This window comes from Pseudomonas sp. NFX71, from assembly GCF_048079215.1.
GTDB lineage: Bacteria > Pseudomonadota > Gammaproteobacteria > Pseudomonadales > Pseudomonadaceae > Aquipseudomonas > Aquipseudomonas fluorescens_B.
This window is the reverse complement of record NZ_CP182230.1, coordinates 1,484,940-1,501,271: the sequence shown is the minus strand read 5'-3', so window position 1 is coordinate 1,501,271 and position 16,332 is coordinate 1,484,940. Positions and strand designations below refer to the sequence as shown.

Below are 16,332 nucleotides of genomic sequence, written 5' to 3'. Positions count from 1 at the left end.
GGTAGAGCATTTTATGGACCAGCATTCCAGCGCCTTGAAGGTCATGGTGATCGACGATTCGAAGACGATTCGCCGCACCGCCGAAACGCTGCTGAAGAACGTGGGGTGTGAGGTCATCACGGCCGTCGACGGTTTCGATGCCCTGGCCAAGATTGCCGACAATCATCCCGGCATCATTTTCGTCGACATCATGATGCCGCGTCTGGATGGCTATCAGACCTGCGCTTTAATCAAGAACAACAGTGCGTTCAAGTCCACGCCAGTGATCATGCTGTCGTCCAAGGACGGGTTGTTCGACAAGGCCAAGGGACGCATCGTCGGTTCCGACCAGTTTTTGACCAAGCCTTTCAGCAAGGAAGAACTGCTGAACGCGATCCAGGCCCATGTACCGGGCTTCGCCGCCGTTTTGCCGCAGTAGGACACGCACAGTGACGCTCGGCCAGCGGGCCCGGCGTCGACAAGAAGAATGGGGACAACCATGGCACGAATTCTGATCGTCGATGATTCGCCGACTGAAATGTACAAACTGACCGGCATGCTGGAAAAGCACGGTCATGAAGTATTGAAAGCCGAAAACGGCGCCGACGGCGTAGCACTTGCCCGTCAGGAAAAACCCGACGCGGTGCTGATGGACATCGTCATGCCCGGCCTCAACGGTTTCCAGGCGACCCGCCAACTGACCAAAGACCCGGAAACCGGGCACATCCCGGTGATCATCATCACCACCAAGGACCAGGAAACCGACAAGGTCTGGGGCACGCGCCAGGGCGCCAAGGACTACCTGACCAAGCCGGTCGACGAAGAAACCCTGATCAAGACCCTGAACAACGTACTGGCCGGTTGATCGTCCGGCCATGACCGAGTCGCTGACGGCTTTCGAATTGCTGCTGCAGATCGACCAGCGCTGTCGTCTGCTGGCGGCGGATCTGCCCTCCCAGCCGACCCGGCAGGACAACTGGAGCGGCATCGGTTTTCGCCTGGGCGAGCACTGGTACGTAGCCCCCATGGGCGAGGTCAGCGAAGTCCTGCACGAACCACGGTTCACGCAACTGCCGGGGGTCAAGCCCTGGGTCAAGGGCGTGGCCAACCTGCGCGGGCGCTTGCTGCCGATGATGGATTTGTGCGCCTTCTTTTCGGATAAAGAGCTCGGCCACGAGTTGTCGGCGGCGCGCAAACAGCGGCGGGTACTGGTGGTGGAGCATCACGACGTGTTTGCCGGGTTGATGGTCGATGAGGTTTTCGGCCTTCAGCACTTTGCCCAGGACAGCCTGGAGCCGGTAGAGGCGTTGAATGGCCCGATTGCACCGTTCATCAGGGGCCGGTTTCGGCGTGAGCAGAATTGGCAGGTGTTCAGCCCGTTTGCGCTGGCGCGATCGCAAAGCTTCATGCATGTAGCGCTGTAAACCCGGACCCTGTGGGCGCCGGGCTATGTGGTGAGCCACAAAAGCCCGCTCCCACAGGGGATTTATGGTGGGTTCTAACGGTGCGATAACAGGCGAGGACCGATGATAAAAGCAAAAACAGGCAAGCCAGAAGGGTCGCGCAGCCGATCGCAGATCATCGCGCTGTTCATCGCGTTGATTGTCTTCATCATGCTGCTGTTCGCCAACTTCGCTTACCTCAACACTCAAGCCACGTACGATAAACAGTACATCGGCCACGCCGGCGAGCTGCGCGTGCTGTCCCAGCGTATTGCCAAGAACGCCACCGAAGCCGCAGCCGGCAAGGCTGCCGCGTTCAAGTTGCTCAGCGATGCGCGCAACGATTTCGCCCAGCGCTGGGGTTATCTGAAGAAAGGCGACCCGTCTACCGGCCTGCCGCCAGCGCCGTCCACCGTGCGCCCGGAAATGCGCGCCGTGCAACTGGACTGGGAGCGTCTGCTGAAAAACACCGACGCCATCCTGTCCAGCGAACAGACGGTGCTGTCGCTGCATCAAGTCGCCGCCACCCTCGCTGAAACCGTGCCGCAATTGCAGGTCGAGTACGAAAAAGTCGTCGAAATCCTTCTGCAACGGGGTGCGCCGGCCGCTCAGGTCGCGATGGCCCAGCGTCAGTCACTGTTGGCCGAGCGGATTCTCGGCGCAGTCAACACCGTGCTGTCTGGCGATGAAAGTTCGCAACAGGCCGCCGACGCTTTCGGTCGCGACGCCGCGCGTTTCGGCCAGGTGCTCACGGGCATGCTTCAGGGCAATCCGGCATTGAAGGTCAGCCAGGTCGAAGACCGAGATGCCCGTGCCCGACTGGTCGAGATTTCCGAGTTGTTCGAATTCGTCTCCGGTTCGGTGGATGAAATCCTCGAAACATCGCCAGAACTGTTCAAGGTTCGCGAATCGGCCACCAACATTTTTTCCTTGTCACAAACCCTGCTAGACGAAGCTTCACACCTGGCCAGCGGTTTCGAAAACCTCGCCGGCGGGCGTAACACCGACGAAATCGGTGGCTACGTGCTGGGCCTGCTGGCGCTGATGTCGATCATCCTCATCGGTCTGGTAATGGTTCGCGAAACCAACCGTCAGCTACGGGAAACCGCCGAGAAGAACGAACGCAACCAGAACGCAATCATGCGGCTGCTGGACGAGATCGAAGACCTGGCCGACGGTGACCTGACCGTGACGGCATCGGTGACCGAGGACTTCACCGGGACCATCGCCGATTCGATCAACTATTCCGTGGATCAGCTACGCGATCTGGTGGCAACCATCAACCTCACCGCCGGCCAGGTCGCCGCCGCCGTGCAGGAAACCCAAGCCACCGCCATGCACCTGGCACAGGCCTCGGAACATCAGGCGCAACAGATCAGCGAAGCCTCCACCGCGATCAACGACATGGCGCAGTCCATCGACCAGGTCTCGGCCAACGCCGCCGAATCTTCGGCAGTTGCCGAGCGCTCCGTGGAAATTGCCAACAAGGGCAATGAAGTGGTGCACAACACCATCCACGGCATGGACAACATCCGCGAGCAGATTCAGGACACCGCCAAACGCATCAAACGCCTGGGCGAGTCTTCGCAGGAAATCGGCGACATTGTCAGCCTGATTGATGACATTGCCGACCAGACCAACATCCTCGCGCTCAACGCGGCCATCCAGGCTTCCATGGCCGGTGACGCCGGGCGCGGTTTTGCGGTGGTTGCCGATGAAGTGCAACGGTTGGCCGAACGCTCGTCCGCCGCGACCCGGCAGATCGAAACCCTGGTGCGGGCGATCCAGGCCGACACCAACGAAGCGGTCATTTCCATGGAGCAGACCACCACCGAGGTCGTGCGTGGCGCGCGTCTGGCGCAGGATGCCGGTGTAGCCCTGGAAGAAATCGAAGGCGTATCGAAAACCCTCGCGGCGCTGATCCAGAGCATCTCCAACGCCGCTCAGCAACAGACGTCTTCGGCCGGACAGATTTCCCTGACGATGAACGTGATCCAGCAGATCACCACGCAAACGTCGTCCGGCTCCACGGCCACGGCCGAAAGCATCGGCAACCTGGCGAAAATGGCCAGCCAGCTGCGGCGCTCGGTGTCGGGTTTCACCTTGCCGGCCGCCAAGGCGCAAACTGTGGATAAAGTGTGAAGTGCCCACGGGCGTTCGAACGATGAACGGAGCAGTTATGGGTGATCGGCACGACTATGTGGCCCTGGAGTGGGTCAAAGGCGAGATTGCCGAAACGCTGAAAGTGGCTCACCAGGCGATTGAAACGTTGCTTGATGACCCTCAGGCGACGCACGCCCTCAGTGAATGTCTGGCGTGCATCCATCAGGTTCACGGCAGTTTGCAGATGGTCGAGTTTTACGGCGCGGCACTGCTCGCCGAAGAAATGGAGCAACTGGCCGCTGCCTTGCAACAGAACCGCGTCAGCCATCGTGACGAGGCCATTCACCTGTTGCTGCAAGCAATCGGTCAGTTGCCGATCTATCTCGACCGCGTACAAGGCGCGCGCCGCGACCTGCCGCTGGTGGTGCTGCCACTGATCAACGATCTGCGCAGCGCCCGCGGCGAAAGCCTGTTGTCGGAAACCAGCCTGTTCACTCCGCAGTTGCCGGAGCTGCCACCGCTGAATGAACAATCACTGGCGCGGCTGGAACCGGCGGACCTGCCAAACGTGTTGCGCAAATTGCGCCAGATGTTGCAGATGGCCCTGGTCGGGTTGCTGCGCGAGCAGGATGACGACACCCACCTCGGTTACCTGGCCAAGGTGTTTTCACGCCTCGAGGGGTTGTGTGGCAACGCGCCCCTCAGCCCGTTGTGGCAAGTCGCTTCGGCGCTGGTCGAAGGCATGCGCGGCGGTTCGATCGCCAACAGCCCGGCCCTGCGCAGCCTGTTCAAGGACGCCGACAAAGAGCTCAAGCGCCTGCTCGAGCACGGCATGTCCGCGATCAATCAGCCGGCACCGCCGGAGTTGCTCAAGAGTTTGCTGTTCTACATTGCCAAGGCCGAACACCCCACCGGGCAGATGCTGACCATGAAAGATCGCTACGGATTGGACGACGCGTTGCCTGACAGCGCGATGGTCGACGAAGAACGGGCGCGGCTGGCGGGTCCTGACCGCGATGCCATGCGCTCGGTACTGGCGGCGCTGTGCGAAGAACTGGTTCGGGTCAAGGAGCGCCTGGACCTGTTCGTGCGCAGCGACCGTCAGCACACCTCGGACCTCGAAAGCCTGCTCGCACCGCTGCGACAGATCGCGGACACCTTGGCGGTGCTCGGTTTCGGCCAGCCGCGCAAGGTCATCATCGATCAACTGGCGGTGGTGCTGAGCCTTGCTCAAGGCCAACGCGAACCCAACGACGCGATCCTCATGGACGTCGCCGGGGCCTTGCTCTACGTCGAGGCGACGCTGGCCGGCATGGTCGGCACCGTGGAGCCGGAAAGTAGCCAGGAAGACAGCCGTCTGCCGACCACCGACCTGACGCAGATCCACCAGATCGTAATCAAGGAAGCGCGCATCTGCCTGCAGCAGGCCAAGGATATGATTGTCGATTACATCGACGCCGATTGGGACCGCCAGCATTTGCAACCGTTGCCGGACTTGCTGACCCAGGTGCGCGGTGCGCTGGCGATGATTCCGCTGAGCCGGGCCGCGAGCCTGATCGACGCCTGCAATCATTTCATCCGTGAGCATTTGCTGCTGGAACAGGGCCAGCCTGACTGGCAGGAACTGGACAGCCTGGCCGACGTCATCACCAGCCTCGAGTATTACCTTGAGCGCCTCAGCGACGATCCCGAAGCGGCCGGCGAACAGTTGCTCGACGTCGCGGAAAAAAGCCTCGCGTCACTGGGTGTCTTCCCCAGCGAGCAGCATGTACCGGTGCTTGAAGACGTGCTCAGCCCGAGCGAAGCGCAGGTCATGCAGGACCTGCAGGAACTGGATGATCCGGAAGTCGTCCAGACCCTGGCCGATGTGCTGGCCAACCCGGTCTCTGCGGTGAACCCGCCCGCGCTGAACACCCCTGGCAGCCTGTTGCCGCCGCCGGTGGGCGAAGCGCCGGTGGACGACGAGTTGCGCGAAGTCTTCCTTGAAGAAACCGATGAAGTCCTGGACATCCTTCGCGAATACCTGCCGCGCTGGTTGGCCTATCCCGACAACACAGCAGCCTTGAGCGAGTTGCGCCGAGCCTTCCACACGCTCAAGGGCAGTGGCCGGATGGTTCGCGCCTTGGTCCTGGGTGAATTGGCGTGGGCTGTGGAAAACCTGCTCAACCGTGTGCTGGAGCACAGCGTTGAGCCGGGCCAGGCCGTGCAACAACTGCTCGGCGACGTGTTGAACCTGCTGCCGGAACTGGTGGCCGAATTTGCCGACAATGCCCAGCGTCAGCGCAACGATGTCGACCAATTGGCCGCCCGCGCACATGCCCTCGCCAAGGGTGACGAGCCTTTGTCCGATGAAGACGTGCAGGACGTCGCGGCCCTCGATCCGCTGTTGCTGGAGATCTTCCGCAACGAGGCCGAAACCCATCTGGCCACCCTCAATCGCTTCCTCGAACAGGCCGCCGAACACGTGCCGTTGCAGGCCAGCGACGAATTGCAGCGAGCGCTGCACACCCTCAAGGGCAGCGCCTCGATGGCCGGCGTCCTGCCGATCGCCGAGCTGGCGACACCGCTGGATCACCTGGCCCGCGAGTACAAGGCGCACCTCATCGCCCTGGACCTCGACGAAGTCGAACTGCTGCTGGAAGCCGAAGGCGTGTTCCGCCTCGGGCTGCGTCAGCTCAAGGTCGATCCGCTGGCCGAGATTCCCGGTGCCCGTTCATTGATCGAGAGAACCCAGACGCTGCTGGCCGAGCGTCTGGAAGCGCTGTTGAGCACGCCGAGCACGGCGCTTCGAACCAAGCGCGATCCGCAGTTGATCAACAACTTCCTGGCCCAGGGCATGGACATCCTGCTGGATGCCGAAAGCCTGTTGCAGCGCTGGCAGCAACACCCCGGCGAACGTCAGGAACTCAGTGCACTGCTGGATGAATTGACCACCCTTGGCGAAGGGGCACACCTGGCGGATCTGCATCCGGTGGATGAGTTGTGCGAAGCCTTGCTGGATCTCTACGGTGCCGTGGAAGAAAGCAGCCTGGCGGTCAGCGACCGGTTTTTCCACGAGGCGCAAAGTGCTCACGAAGCGCTGATCAACATGCTCGACGAACTGGCAGCCGGCCAGGAAGTCAGCCCGCAACCGGAGCGCATCCGCGCCTTGCGCGGTTTGCTCGACGAGAGCCTCGACCCGTCGGCCATGGGCCTGATTCGCAGTGACGGCAGCCGCACCCTGAGCATTCGCGAACTGGGCAGCGTTACCGCCGAACTTGAAAACACAGTACCCCCTGTGGGAGTGAGCCTGCTCGCGATGGACGTCAACGATGACGCATTATTGCAGGATAAACGCGGGGCCTATGAATCCATCGCGAGCAGGCTCGCTCCCACAAAGGATCATGAGCTAGACGATGAGATTGTTTCGATCTTCCTCGAAGAGGCGGTGGACATTCTCGAAAGCGCCGGCCAGGCCCTGCAGCGCTGGCTGAATGACCCGGAAAACGCCGCGCCGCTGTTGTCCTTGCAGCGGGATATGCACACGCTCAAGGGGGGCGCGCGGATGGCCGAGGTCGAACCGGTCGGTGACCTCGCCCATGAGTTGGAAAACCTTTACGAAGGCCTTGTCGATTGCCGTTACAGCCACAGCGAGGCGTTGGCGCACCTGCTGCAACAAAGCCATGAGCGGCTGGCTCAGTTGCTTGAGCAATTACAGCACCACAAACCGCTGGGTGATCCGGGCGAGCTGATCGACGCCATCCGCGAGTTCCGCCAAGGCAACGCCAACGCGCCTGAAACCGTCGAGGCTGCGCGAGCCGAGGATTCGCCAGGGCATGATCCTGAACTGTTGGAAATCTTTCTCGAGGAAGGTTTCGACATCATCGAAAACTCCGGCGCGGCGTTGGTGCGCTGGCAGGCAGAACCTTCCAATCGCCAGGAAATGGAAACCCTGCTGCGCGACCTGCACACCCTCAAGGGCGGTGCACGGATGGTGGAAATCGGCCCGATCGGCGACCTCGCCCATGAACTGGAATTTCTCTACGAAGGTTTGTCCGCCGGTACGCTGAAACCGACGGCAGCGCTGTTCGGGTTGTTGCAAAGCAGCCATGACCGACTGGCGCAGATGCTCGACGCCACCCGCGCCGGTCAACCGTTGCCGCCCGCTGATCGACTGATCGATGTGATCCGCAATTTCAGCCATCCGGAGGTGCCGGAAGCACCGGTTGCCGCAACGGTTGCACCCAAGGTCGAGCCACTTGCGCCACAAGTCGATGCCGGTGCCGACATGGTCAAGGTCTCGGCAGAATTGCTCGACGACCTGGTCAACCTGGCCGGGGAAACCTCGATCTTCCGTGGCCGCATCGAACAACAGGTCAACGATGCGCGCGTGGCGTTGAACGAGATGGAAACCACCATCGAGCGCATGCGTGATCAACTGCGCCGGCTCGATACCGAAACCCAGGGGCGGATTCTCAGCCGTCAGCAAGTCGACGCCGAGCGTTCGGACTACGAAGAATTCGACCCGCTGGAGATGGATCGTCACTCGCAGTTGCAGCAACTGTCGCGGGCGCTGTTCGAGTCCGCTTCTGACTTGCTCGACCTCAAGGAAACCCTCGACCGGCGCAACCAGGACGCGGAGAACCTGCTGCAACAGCAGGGCCGCATCAACACCGAATTGCAGGAAGGCCTGATGCGTACGCGCATGGTGCCGTTCGAGCGGATGTTGCCGCGTTTGAAACGCATCGTTCGCCAGGTTTCCAGCGAACTGGGCAAGGACGTGGAATTCATCGTCGGCAATGCCGAAGGCGAGATGGATCGCAACGTCCTCGAACGCATGGCCGCGCCGCTGGAACACATGCTGCGCAACGCCGTCGACCATGGCCTGGAACCCGCGGAGGTGCGCATCGCGGCCGGTAAACCGGCGCAAGGGCGGATCACCCTCGACCTGTCGCGCGAAGGCGGCGACATCATTTTCGACATCCGCGACGACGGCGCCGGTGTGCCATTGGACGCGGTACGGCGCAAGGCAATCAAGCGCGGTTTGCTGGCCCCGGACAGCGATATCAGCGACCGTGACGTGCTGCAATTCATCCTGCAACCGGGGTTCTCCACGGCGGAAAAAATCACCCAGATTTCCGGGCGTGGTGTGGGCATGGACGTGGTCCACGAAGAGGTGCGACAGCTGGGCGGCAGCATGAGCATCGACTCTGTGCCGGGGCAGGGCGTGCATTTCCGCATTCGGCTGCCGTTCACCGTGTCGGTCAACCGGGCGCTGATGGTGCAGTGCGGTGAGGACCAATATGCGATCCCGCTGAACACCATCGACGGTATCGTGCGGGTGCTGCCCAACGAACTCGAAGGGCATTACCGGCTCGATCCGCCGACCTACAAATACGCCGGGCAGCACTATGAACTGTGCTACCTCGGCGAACTGCTGAAAACCAGCACCCGCCCGAAACTGCTGGGCCAAAGCCTGCCGTTGCCGGTGTTGCTGGTGCAATGCAACGAACGGCACATCGCGGTGCAGGTCGATGCCATGGCCGGTACCCGGGAAATCGTGGTGAAAAGCCTCGGCCCGCAGTTTGCGGCGGTGCAGGGGTTGTCCGGGGCGACGATCCTCGGCGATGGCCGGGTGGTGCTGATTCTCGATCTGCTGGCGCCGATCCGCGCGATGCAGGCGCGGGTGCCGCAACAACCGCTGAGGCAGGACGCAGAATCCGAGCCGCACAAGCCGTTGCTGGTGTTGGTGGTCGACGACTCAGTCACCGTGCGCAAGGTCACCAGCCGTTTGCTCGAACGCCACGGCATGAACGTACTGACGGCCAAGGATGGCGTCGATGCCATGTTGCTGCTCGAAGAACACATGCCGGACCTGATGCTGCTGGACATTGAAATGCCGCGCATGGACGGTTTCGAAGTGGCGACCCAAGTGCGTGCGGACGAACGTTTGCAGCACTTGCCGATCATCATGATCACCTCGCGCACCGGCCAGAAACACCGCGACCGCGCCATGGCCATCGGCGTCAACGACTACCTCGGCAAGCCGTACCAGGAATCGGTGCTGCTCGAAAGCATCGCGCTGTGGAGCAAAACCCATGCTTGAACACCGCACCAGCAACCTCACCGGGCTGCTGCTGCCCCTGGCTGACCGCAATCTGATTTTGCCCAACGTGGCGATTGCAGAGCTGATCGACTATCAAGCGGGAGCGTTCGATCTCGATTCGCCGCCGTGGTATCTGGGGCGGGTAACGTGGCGGGACCGGCAGATTCCGTTGCTGAGTTTCGAGTCGGCCTGCGGGCAGAAAATCGTCATCGGCGAACGGGCGCGAATTGTGATTCTCAATGCGCTGGGGGGGCGGCCGGAGCTGAAATTCATGGCGTTGCTGGTGCAGGGGATTCCGCGGTCTTACAAGCTCGATAGCCAATTGAGCTATGTGGATGTGCCGCTGTGTGCGCTGGAGCAGGCGGCAGTGCAAGTGGGTGATCAAGTGGCCAAGGTGCCGGACTTGCTGGCGCTGGAGGAGTTGCTTGTGAGTGCCGGGCTCGCCTGATCGGCCCCTGTGGCGAGGGAGCTTGCTCCCGCTGGGGCGCGAAGCGGCCCCAAGACCAGCAAATGCGGTCCATCAGATAAATCCGGTCGTTTGCTTTACGACTGCTTCGCAGCCGAGCGGGAGCAAGCTCCCTCGCCACAAGGGGAGTGTTCGTTACGGTGACCGTAACGATCCGTCTCTCTGCTTGATTGATGCCCCCCACCCAACACTCCTAAGGTGACCCCCACGACAGCGAACCCGTGGAGTGGTCATGACAACAACAATATCCCCCGACTCGCGATGGACGCGGCGGCGCAGCGAAAAGCAGCGGCGCCTCGAGTTGGTCAAGGGCCTGGCCGACGGTGTGGTCCTGCCCACCGACAACATCGTGGCGGCGCTCGAAGCGTTGATCCTGCCTGGCGACCGTGTGGTTCTGGAGGGCAACAACCAGAAGCAGGCGGATTTCCTTTCGCGCTCACTGGCAAAAGCCGATCCGACAAAGCTGCATGACCTGCACATGATCATGCCCAGCGTCGGACGCTCCGAACACCTGGACCTGTTTGAACGCGGTATCGCCCGCAAGCTCGACTTTTCCTTTGCCGGCACCCAGAGTCTGCGCATCAGCCAGTTGCTGGAAGACGGCCTGCTGGAAATCGGCGCGATCCACACCTACATCGAACTCTACGCACGGCTGGTGGTGGACCTGATTCCCAACGTCGTGCTCTCCGCCGGTTTCATGGCCGACCGCGCCGGCAACATCTACACCGGCCCCAGCACCGAAGACACGCCGGCGCTGATCGAACCGGCGGCGTTCAGCGACGGCATCGTCATCGTTCAGGTCAATCAGTTGGTGGACGACGTTACTGACTTGCCACGCGTCGACATCCCCGCCTCCTGGGTCGATTTCGTGGTGGTGGCCGACAAGCCGTTCTACATCGAACCGCTGTTCACCCGCGACCCCCGGCATATCAAGCCTGTGCACGTGCTGATGGCGATGATGGCGATCCGCGGGATCTACGAAAAACACAACGTCCAGTCGCTGAACCACGGCATCGGCTTCAACACCGCCGCCATCGAATTGATCCTGCCGACCTACGGCGAATCCCTCGGCCTCAAAGGCAAGATCTGCCGCAACTGGACGCTCAATCCGCATCCAACCCTGATCCCTGCCATCGAAAGCGGCTGGGTCGAAAGCGTGCATTGCTTCGGCACCGAACTGGGCATGGAAAACTACATTGCCGCGCGGCCGGACGTGTTCTTCACCGGTCGCGACGGCTCGCTGCGATCCAACCGAATGTTCAGCCAACTGGCCGGGCAATACGCGGTCGACCTGTTCATCGGTGCGACTCTGCAAGTCGATGGCGACGGCCATTCTTCCACCGTGACTCGTGGTCGCCTCGCCGGTTTCGGTGGTGCGCCGAACATGGGCCACGACCCGCGCGGTCGCCGCCATGGCACTCCGGCCTGGCTCGACATGCGCCACGGTGACGCGCCGGAGCCCTTGCTCGAACGCGGCAAAAAACTCGTGGTGCAAATGGTCGAGACCTTCCAGGAAGGTGGCAAACCGACCTTCGTCGAAACCCTCGATGCGATTGAAGTGGCGAAGAAAAGCGGCATGCCGCTGGCGCCGATCATGATCTACGGCGACGACGTCACTCACCTGCTGACCGAAGAGGGCATCGCCTATCTGTACAAGGCGCGTTCGCTGGAAGAGCGTCAGGCGATGATCGCCGCTGTCGCTGGCGTGACCGTGATCGGCTTGCGTCACAACCCGAAAGACACCGCCCGCATGCGCCGTGAAGGCTTGATCGCCTTGCCCGAAGACCTCGGCATCCGTCGCACCGACGCCACCCGCGAATTGCTCGCCGCCAAAAGCGTGGCGGATCTGGTCGAGTGGTCCGGTGGCCTCTACAACCCGCCCGCCAAATTCAGGAGCTGGTAATGCACGCCTTCAACCTGCAACCGAAAACCTTAACCCTGGCCGAGCGGCTGGCGGACCTGGCGGTGGATGCGCTGATCGACGAAGCGGATTTGTCGCCGAAACCGGCGCTGGTCGATCGTCGTGGCAACGGCGCGCATACCGATTTGCACCTTGGGCTGATGCACGCTTCGGCGTTGTCGTTGTGGCCAGCGTTCAAGGAAATGGCGCAAGCGGCTATCGAAATTGGCGAAGTGGGTTTGCCGCTGCGTGAGGCCCTCGGCCGAGTTGGCCGGGAAGGGGAGCAAACGATGCTTGCCACCACCAATGGGGTGAATACCCACCGTGGCGCGATTTGGGCGTTGGGATTGCTGGCCGCGGCGGCGGCGCTTGAACCTGAGTCCAGGGGCCCAGGCTCGGTCACGTTGCGCGCCGCTCGCCTCGCGCTGCTCGACGATCGTTACGCTCCAAGGCCTCTGAGCCACGGTGCCCAAGTCGCCCAACGTTATGGCGCGCGCGGTGCCCGTGAAGAGGCGCAACTGGGCTTTCCTTCAGTGCTGCAACGCGCACTGCCGCAACTCAAAATCAGCCGCGCCGCCGGCCATGGTGAACAGAACTCCCGGCTCGATGCGTTGCTGGCGATCATGACTCAACTGAGCGACACCTGCGTGCTCTACCGCGCCGGCGAACACGGCCTGCACACCATGCAACTCGGCGCCCAGGCGGTACTCGATGCCGGCGGCAGCGCCAGCCTCGCCGGTCGTCGCCGTCTGCACGAACTGGACGAACAATTAATCGCATTGAATGCGTCGCCCGGCGGTGCAGCGGATTTACTCGCCGCCTGCCTGTTTATCGATCGCATCGAGTCCGGAGCTTTCTGATGGAAACCTTATCCTTTGAATTCCCCGCCGGGCAGCCGCCACGTGGCCGCACCCTGGTGGGTTGTGTCGGCTCTGGCGATCTGGAAGTGCTGATCGAACCGGGTCAGGCCGGCAAGCTGACCATCAAGGTGCAGACCTCGGTCAATGGCGCCGAACAACGCTGGCAGCATCTGTTTGCGCGGATGTTCGACGGCCAGGTCCCGCCAGCGATGGCCATCGATATCCACGACTTCGGCGCAACCCCCGGCGTGGTGCGCTTGCGTCTGGAACAAGGCTTTGAGGAGATCGGCCATGACTGACAGCGCAGACCTCCTGCATAAACACAGTTTCGTCGAACTCGGTGCGCGGCAACGGGCGAAAGCCTTGCTCGATGCCGGCACCTTCCGCGAATTGCTCGACCCGTTCCAACGGATCATGTCGCCGTGGTTGTCGCGCCAGGGCGTGGTGCCGCAAGCCGATGACGGCGTGGTGATTGCCAAGGGCAGCATCGGCGGTATGCCGGTGGTTATCGCGGCGATCGAAGGCGCGTTTCAGGGCGGCAGCCTCGGCGAAGTCGGCGGGGCGAAGATTGCCGGCGCGCTGGAACTGGCTGCCGAAGACAACCGCAACGGGATTCCGACCCGCGCCGTGTTGTTGCTGGAAACGGGCGGCGTGCGGTTGCAGGAAGCCAACCTCGGGCTGGCGGCGATTGCCGATATTCATGCGGCGATCGTCGATTTACGCCAGTACCAACCCGTTGTCGGCGTCGTGGCCGGTAGCGTGGGCTGCTTTGGCGGGATGTCGATTGCCGCCGGGTTGTGCAGCTATTTGCTGGTGACCCAGGAAGCGCGTCTTGGCCTGAACGGTCCACAAGTGATCGAACAGGAAGCGGGGCTTGAGGAATACGACTCCCGCGACCGTCCTTTCATCTGGAGCCTGACCGGCGGCGAGCAACGTTTTGCCAGCGGTCTGGCGGATCGTTTTGTGGCTGACGACGTGGCGCAGATTCAGCAGCAGGTCAGTGAGTTGCTTGAACAAGGCCTGCCAGCGCAACAACGCAGTCGTCAGGCCGATCTGTTCCTGCAACGGCTGGCCCGTCTGGACGCCACGCCGCAAATCGATCCGGCGACGGTTCGCGATCTGTATCAAGGAGAGCGCTCATGAATTCGTATTCCCTGAGAGGTTTGAGCTGGTTCAATGCCTTGAGTGCGGGCGCGACACCGGTCGAAGGTTTGCCTGCTTCGTTGAAGGTGGCCGACGGTGTGTTGGGTGATCAGTCGGTTCGGTTCATTGCGGTGGTGGCGGATCCCGACAACCGCTTTGTCCGCGCTCGCAACGGCGAGGTGGGTTTGCTGGAAGGCTGGGGTTTGGCCAGGGCGGTGGATGAAGTCATCACGGCTGACGTTGATAAACCGCACAAGCGCGCCGTGATCGCGATCATCGATGTGCCGAGTCAGGCCTACGGTCGGCGCGAAGAAGCACTCGGCATTCATCAGGCACTGGCCGCTGCGGCAGACAGTTATGCCCGTGCCCGATTGGCTGGCCACGCGGTGATCGGTTTGCTGGTGGGCAAGGCAATGTCCGGGGCATTCCTGGCCCATGGGTATCAGGCCAATCGATTGATCGCGCTGCGTGATCCAGGCGTGATGGTGCATGCGATGGGCAAGGCTTCGGCGGCGCGGGTGACCTTGCGCAGCGTCGAAGAGCTGGAAGCGCTGGCTGCCAGCGTGCCACCGATGGCGTATGACATCGACAGCTACGCCAGTCTGGGTTTGCTTTGGGAAACCTTGTCGGTTGAACAGATCGAGCAGCCGACGGCCGCCGATCTGGCGCGTGTGACTGAGTGCCTGGGCCTGGCGATTGGCGATGTCGCCGCAAGCGGTCGCGATTTGAGCGGCCGCTTGGGTGCGAGCAATCGCGCGGCCTCGAGCAACGTTCGCCAACTGCTGAGAGAGCAGTGGTGAATACCTTTCTGGCCCACGACCTGCTCTGGGGCATGACCCCAGAGCAGCTGCCGGTGGACGCGCCTGCGTGGGTGGTCGAGTCGATCAGCGCGGGTCAGCCGGTGGTGGTTCGGCGTGCGTTGAGTGCGCCGGATTTCATCGCGGTCGGGGTGCGTGGGCGGTTACGTGAACAGCGCTTTGCAACAGTGATGTCGATCGATACGATTTCGCGTCGCGTCACACCCGAAGCACTTTGTCATGTCTCGATTGACCGGGATTTGCCGGCAGTCCACGCCCTCACTCAGCTGCGGCCACTGCTGGATGATTATGGTTGGGCGTGGGGCGTCAGCGGCAGCGCCGGGTTTGAATTGGCCAGCGGTTTTCAGGCCTTGCATGAGCGCAGCGATCTCGACTTGATCCTGCGCACGCCGCAACCGCTCGACCGATTGAAAGCGCAGGCGCTGGTGAAGATTCTGGACGCGGCTGTGTGCCAAGTGGACATGCAGTTGCAAACACCTTTCGGCGCCGTCGCCCTGCGCGAATGGGCCGGTCCTGCCCGTCGGGTTTTGCTGAAAAACGCCCGCGAGGCCTGCCTGGTCATTGATCCGTGGGAGCAAGCAGCGTGAGCAGTTTGCTGGTGTTCCCCGGCCAGGGCGCGCAACAGCCGGGCATGCTCCATCGTTTGCCTCGCGAAACGGTGAACGAGGCGAGTAACGTGCTCGGTGAAGAGGCGTTGCTGCTGGATTCTGCCGAAGCGTTGAAGTCGACACGGGCGGTTCAGCTTTGCCTGTTGATCGCCGGTGTCGCCGCGTCGCGCCAGTTATCCATGGCGCCGGATTACGTGGCGGGATTGTCCATTGGTGCCTATCCGGCGGCAGTGGTGGCGGGTGCCTTGGGTTTCAGCGATGCGTTGCATCTGGTCAGCCTGCGCGGTGAACTGATGCAGCAGGCTTATCCACAGGGCTACGGCATGACCGCGATCATCGGCCTCGATTTGTCCACAGTGGAAGGCTTGCTGGCGCAGGTTCACAGCGTCGACACGCCGGTTTACCTGGCCAACATCAATGCCGATAACCAGGTGGTGATTGCCGGCAGCGACGGCGCGATGAAAGCCGTCGCCGAGCTGGCGAAAGGTCGCGGTGCAGGCCTGGCCAAACGACTCGCCGTCAGTGTGCCGTCGCATTGCCCCCTGCTGGATGCGCCCGCTAAAACGCTGGCGGATGCATTCGCCAAGGTGTCGCTGAAAACGCCGGCTCTGGGTTACCTCAGTGGCAGTCGCGCCCGGCCAATCATCAATGTCGAAGCCTTGCGCGATGACCTCGCTTTTAACATGTGCCGCGTCGTCGATTGGCGTGGCACCGTGCAAAGCGCCTACGAGCGCGGCGTACGCCTGCAGATTGAACTGCCACCCGGCGCGGTGCTGACCGGGCTGGCGCGCCGGGTGTTCGAGCAGGGCACCGTGATTGCCTTCGACGGTGCTCGCCTCGATACCTTGCAGGCGCTGTTGCGTGAGGAGGGAAGCCGCCAACCCTAGACCATCGACTCAAGCCTTCGAACAACAAAAACAACATTCGA

13 protein-coding genes are annotated in these 16,332 nt (G+C 62.1%); all 13 read left to right on the top strand.

Going from position 1 to position 16,332, the window contains the following annotated elements:
• Positions 1–13: 13 nt before the first annotated feature.
• The 13 genes from pilG to mdcH all read left to right on the top strand — a co-directional run bounded on the left by pilG (position 14) and on the right by mdcH (position 16,291).
• On the top strand, positions 14–418 hold the full coding sequence (gene pilG, locus ACM1ZW_RS06910) for a twitching motility response regulator PilG (RefSeq protein WP_414880162.1): 405 nt from the start codon (positions 14–16) through the stop codon (positions 416–418).
• Positions 419–478: 60 nt separating this feature from the next.
• Positions 479–844 carry a twitching motility response regulator PilH gene (gene pilH / locus ACM1ZW_RS06905; protein WP_008068134.1) on the top strand — a complete coding sequence of 122 codons (366 nt, stop codon included), beginning with the start codon at positions 479–481 and terminating at the stop codon, positions 842–844.
• Between the two features lie 10 nt (positions 845–854).
• Positions 855–1,403, top strand: a complete 549-nt coding sequence (locus ACM1ZW_RS06900; RefSeq protein WP_414880163.1) for a chemotaxis protein CheW — start codon at positions 855–857, stop codon at positions 1,401–1,403.
• A 102-nt stretch (positions 1,404–1,505) separates the two neighbouring features.
• Positions 1,506–3,563: a methyl-accepting chemotaxis protein gene (locus ACM1ZW_RS06895; RefSeq protein WP_017341263.1), complete on the top strand. Its 2,058-nt coding sequence runs from the start codon at positions 1,506–1,508 to the stop codon at positions 3,561–3,563.
• 37 nt (positions 3,564–3,600) lie between these two features.
• Positions 3,601–9,609, top strand: coding sequence for an Hpt domain-containing protein (locus ACM1ZW_RS06890; protein ID WP_416740346.1), 6,009 nt, complete (start codon positions 3,601–3,603; stop codon positions 9,607–9,609).
• Positions 9,602–10,057 carry a chemotaxis protein CheW gene (locus ACM1ZW_RS06885; RefSeq protein ID WP_017341261.1) on the top strand — a complete coding sequence of 152 codons (456 nt, stop codon included), beginning with the start codon at positions 9,602–9,604 and terminating at the stop codon, positions 10,055–10,057. The genes ACM1ZW_RS06890 and ACM1ZW_RS06885 overlap by 8 nt, the downstream gene beginning before the upstream one ends.
• 250 nt (positions 10,058–10,307) lie before the next feature.
• Positions 10,308–11,978, top strand: a complete 1,671-nt coding sequence (gene mdcA, locus ACM1ZW_RS06880) for a malonate decarboxylase subunit alpha (protein ID WP_017341260.1) — start codon at positions 10,308–10,310, stop codon at positions 11,976–11,978.
• A complete protein-coding gene (locus tag ACM1ZW_RS06875; RefSeq protein ID WP_416740345.1) occupies positions 11,978–12,835 on the top strand; it encodes a triphosphoribosyl-dephospho-CoA synthase in 858 nt (285 codons plus the stop codon). Before mdcA ends, ACM1ZW_RS06875 begins: the two co-directional genes overlap by 1 nt.
• Entirely contained in the window at positions 12,835–13,134 is a 300-nt protein-coding gene (locus ACM1ZW_RS06870; protein WP_017341258.1) for a malonate decarboxylase subunit delta, read from the top strand. The genes ACM1ZW_RS06875 and ACM1ZW_RS06870 overlap by 1 nt, the downstream gene beginning before the upstream one ends.
• A complete protein-coding gene (locus ACM1ZW_RS06865) occupies positions 13,127–13,978 on the top strand; it encodes a biotin-independent malonate decarboxylase subunit beta (protein ID WP_017341257.1) in 852 nt (283 codons plus the stop codon). The genes ACM1ZW_RS06870 and ACM1ZW_RS06865 overlap by 8 nt, the downstream gene beginning before the upstream one ends.
• The gene (gene mdcE / locus ACM1ZW_RS06860) at positions 13,975–14,778 is read left to right on the top strand and encodes a biotin-independent malonate decarboxylase subunit gamma (RefSeq protein ID WP_017341256.1); all 804 of its coding nucleotides are present in this window, start codon (positions 13,975–13,977) and stop codon (positions 14,776–14,778) included. The genes ACM1ZW_RS06865 and mdcE overlap by 4 nt, the downstream gene beginning before the upstream one ends.
• Entirely contained in the window at positions 14,772–15,383 is a 612-nt protein-coding gene (locus ACM1ZW_RS06855) for a malonate decarboxylase holo-ACP synthase (protein ID WP_414880167.1), read from the top strand. The genes mdcE and ACM1ZW_RS06855 overlap by 7 nt, the downstream gene beginning before the upstream one ends.
• Positions 15,380–16,291 (top strand): malonate decarboxylase subunit epsilon, encoded by a 912-nt coding sequence (gene mdcH, locus ACM1ZW_RS06850; RefSeq protein WP_017341254.1) that lies wholly within the window; start codon positions 15,380–15,382, stop codon positions 16,289–16,291. Before ACM1ZW_RS06855 ends, mdcH begins: the two co-directional genes overlap by 4 nt.
• The last annotated feature ends 41 nt before the right edge of the window (positions 16,292–16,332 follow it).

What these genes read in the sequence shown, in the direction of transcription:
- ACM1ZW_RS06865 (WP_017341257.1), top strand. Translation starts at nt 13,127, where the DNA reads ATGACTGACAGCGCAGACCTCCTGCATAAACACAGTTTCGTCGAACTC.
- ACM1ZW_RS06900 (WP_414880163.1), top strand. Translation starts at nt 855, where the DNA reads ATGACCGAGTCGCTGACGGCTTTCGAATTGCTGCTGCAGATCGACCAG.
- ACM1ZW_RS06885 (WP_017341261.1), top strand. Translation starts at nt 9,602, where the DNA reads ATGCTTGAACACCGCACCAGCAACCTCACCGGGCTGCTGCTGCCCCTG.
- ACM1ZW_RS06870 (WP_017341258.1), top strand. Translation starts at nt 12,835, where the DNA reads ATGGAAACCTTATCCTTTGAATTCCCCGCCGGGCAGCCGCCACGTGGC.
- ACM1ZW_RS06875 (WP_416740345.1), top strand. Translation starts at nt 11,978, where the DNA reads ATGCACGCCTTCAACCTGCAACCGAAAACCTTAACCCTGGCCGAGCGG.
- mdcA (WP_017341260.1), top strand. Translation starts at nt 10,308, where the DNA reads ATGACAACAACAATATCCCCCGACTCGCGATGGACGCGGCGGCGCAGC.
- mdcE (WP_017341256.1), top strand. Translation starts at nt 13,975, where the DNA reads ATGAATTCGTATTCCCTGAGAGGTTTGAGCTGGTTCAATGCCTTGAGT.
- pilG (WP_414880162.1), top strand. Translation starts at nt 14, where the DNA reads ATGGACCAGCATTCCAGCGCCTTGAAGGTCATGGTGATCGACGATTCG.
- pilH (WP_008068134.1), top strand. Translation starts at nt 479, where the DNA reads ATGGCACGAATTCTGATCGTCGATGATTCGCCGACTGAAATGTACAAA.
- ACM1ZW_RS06895 (WP_017341263.1), top strand. Translation starts at nt 1,506, where the DNA reads ATGATAAAAGCAAAAACAGGCAAGCCAGAAGGGTCGCGCAGCCGATCG.
- ACM1ZW_RS06890 (WP_416740346.1), top strand. Translation starts at nt 3,601, where the DNA reads ATGGGTGATCGGCACGACTATGTGGCCCTGGAGTGGGTCAAAGGCGAG.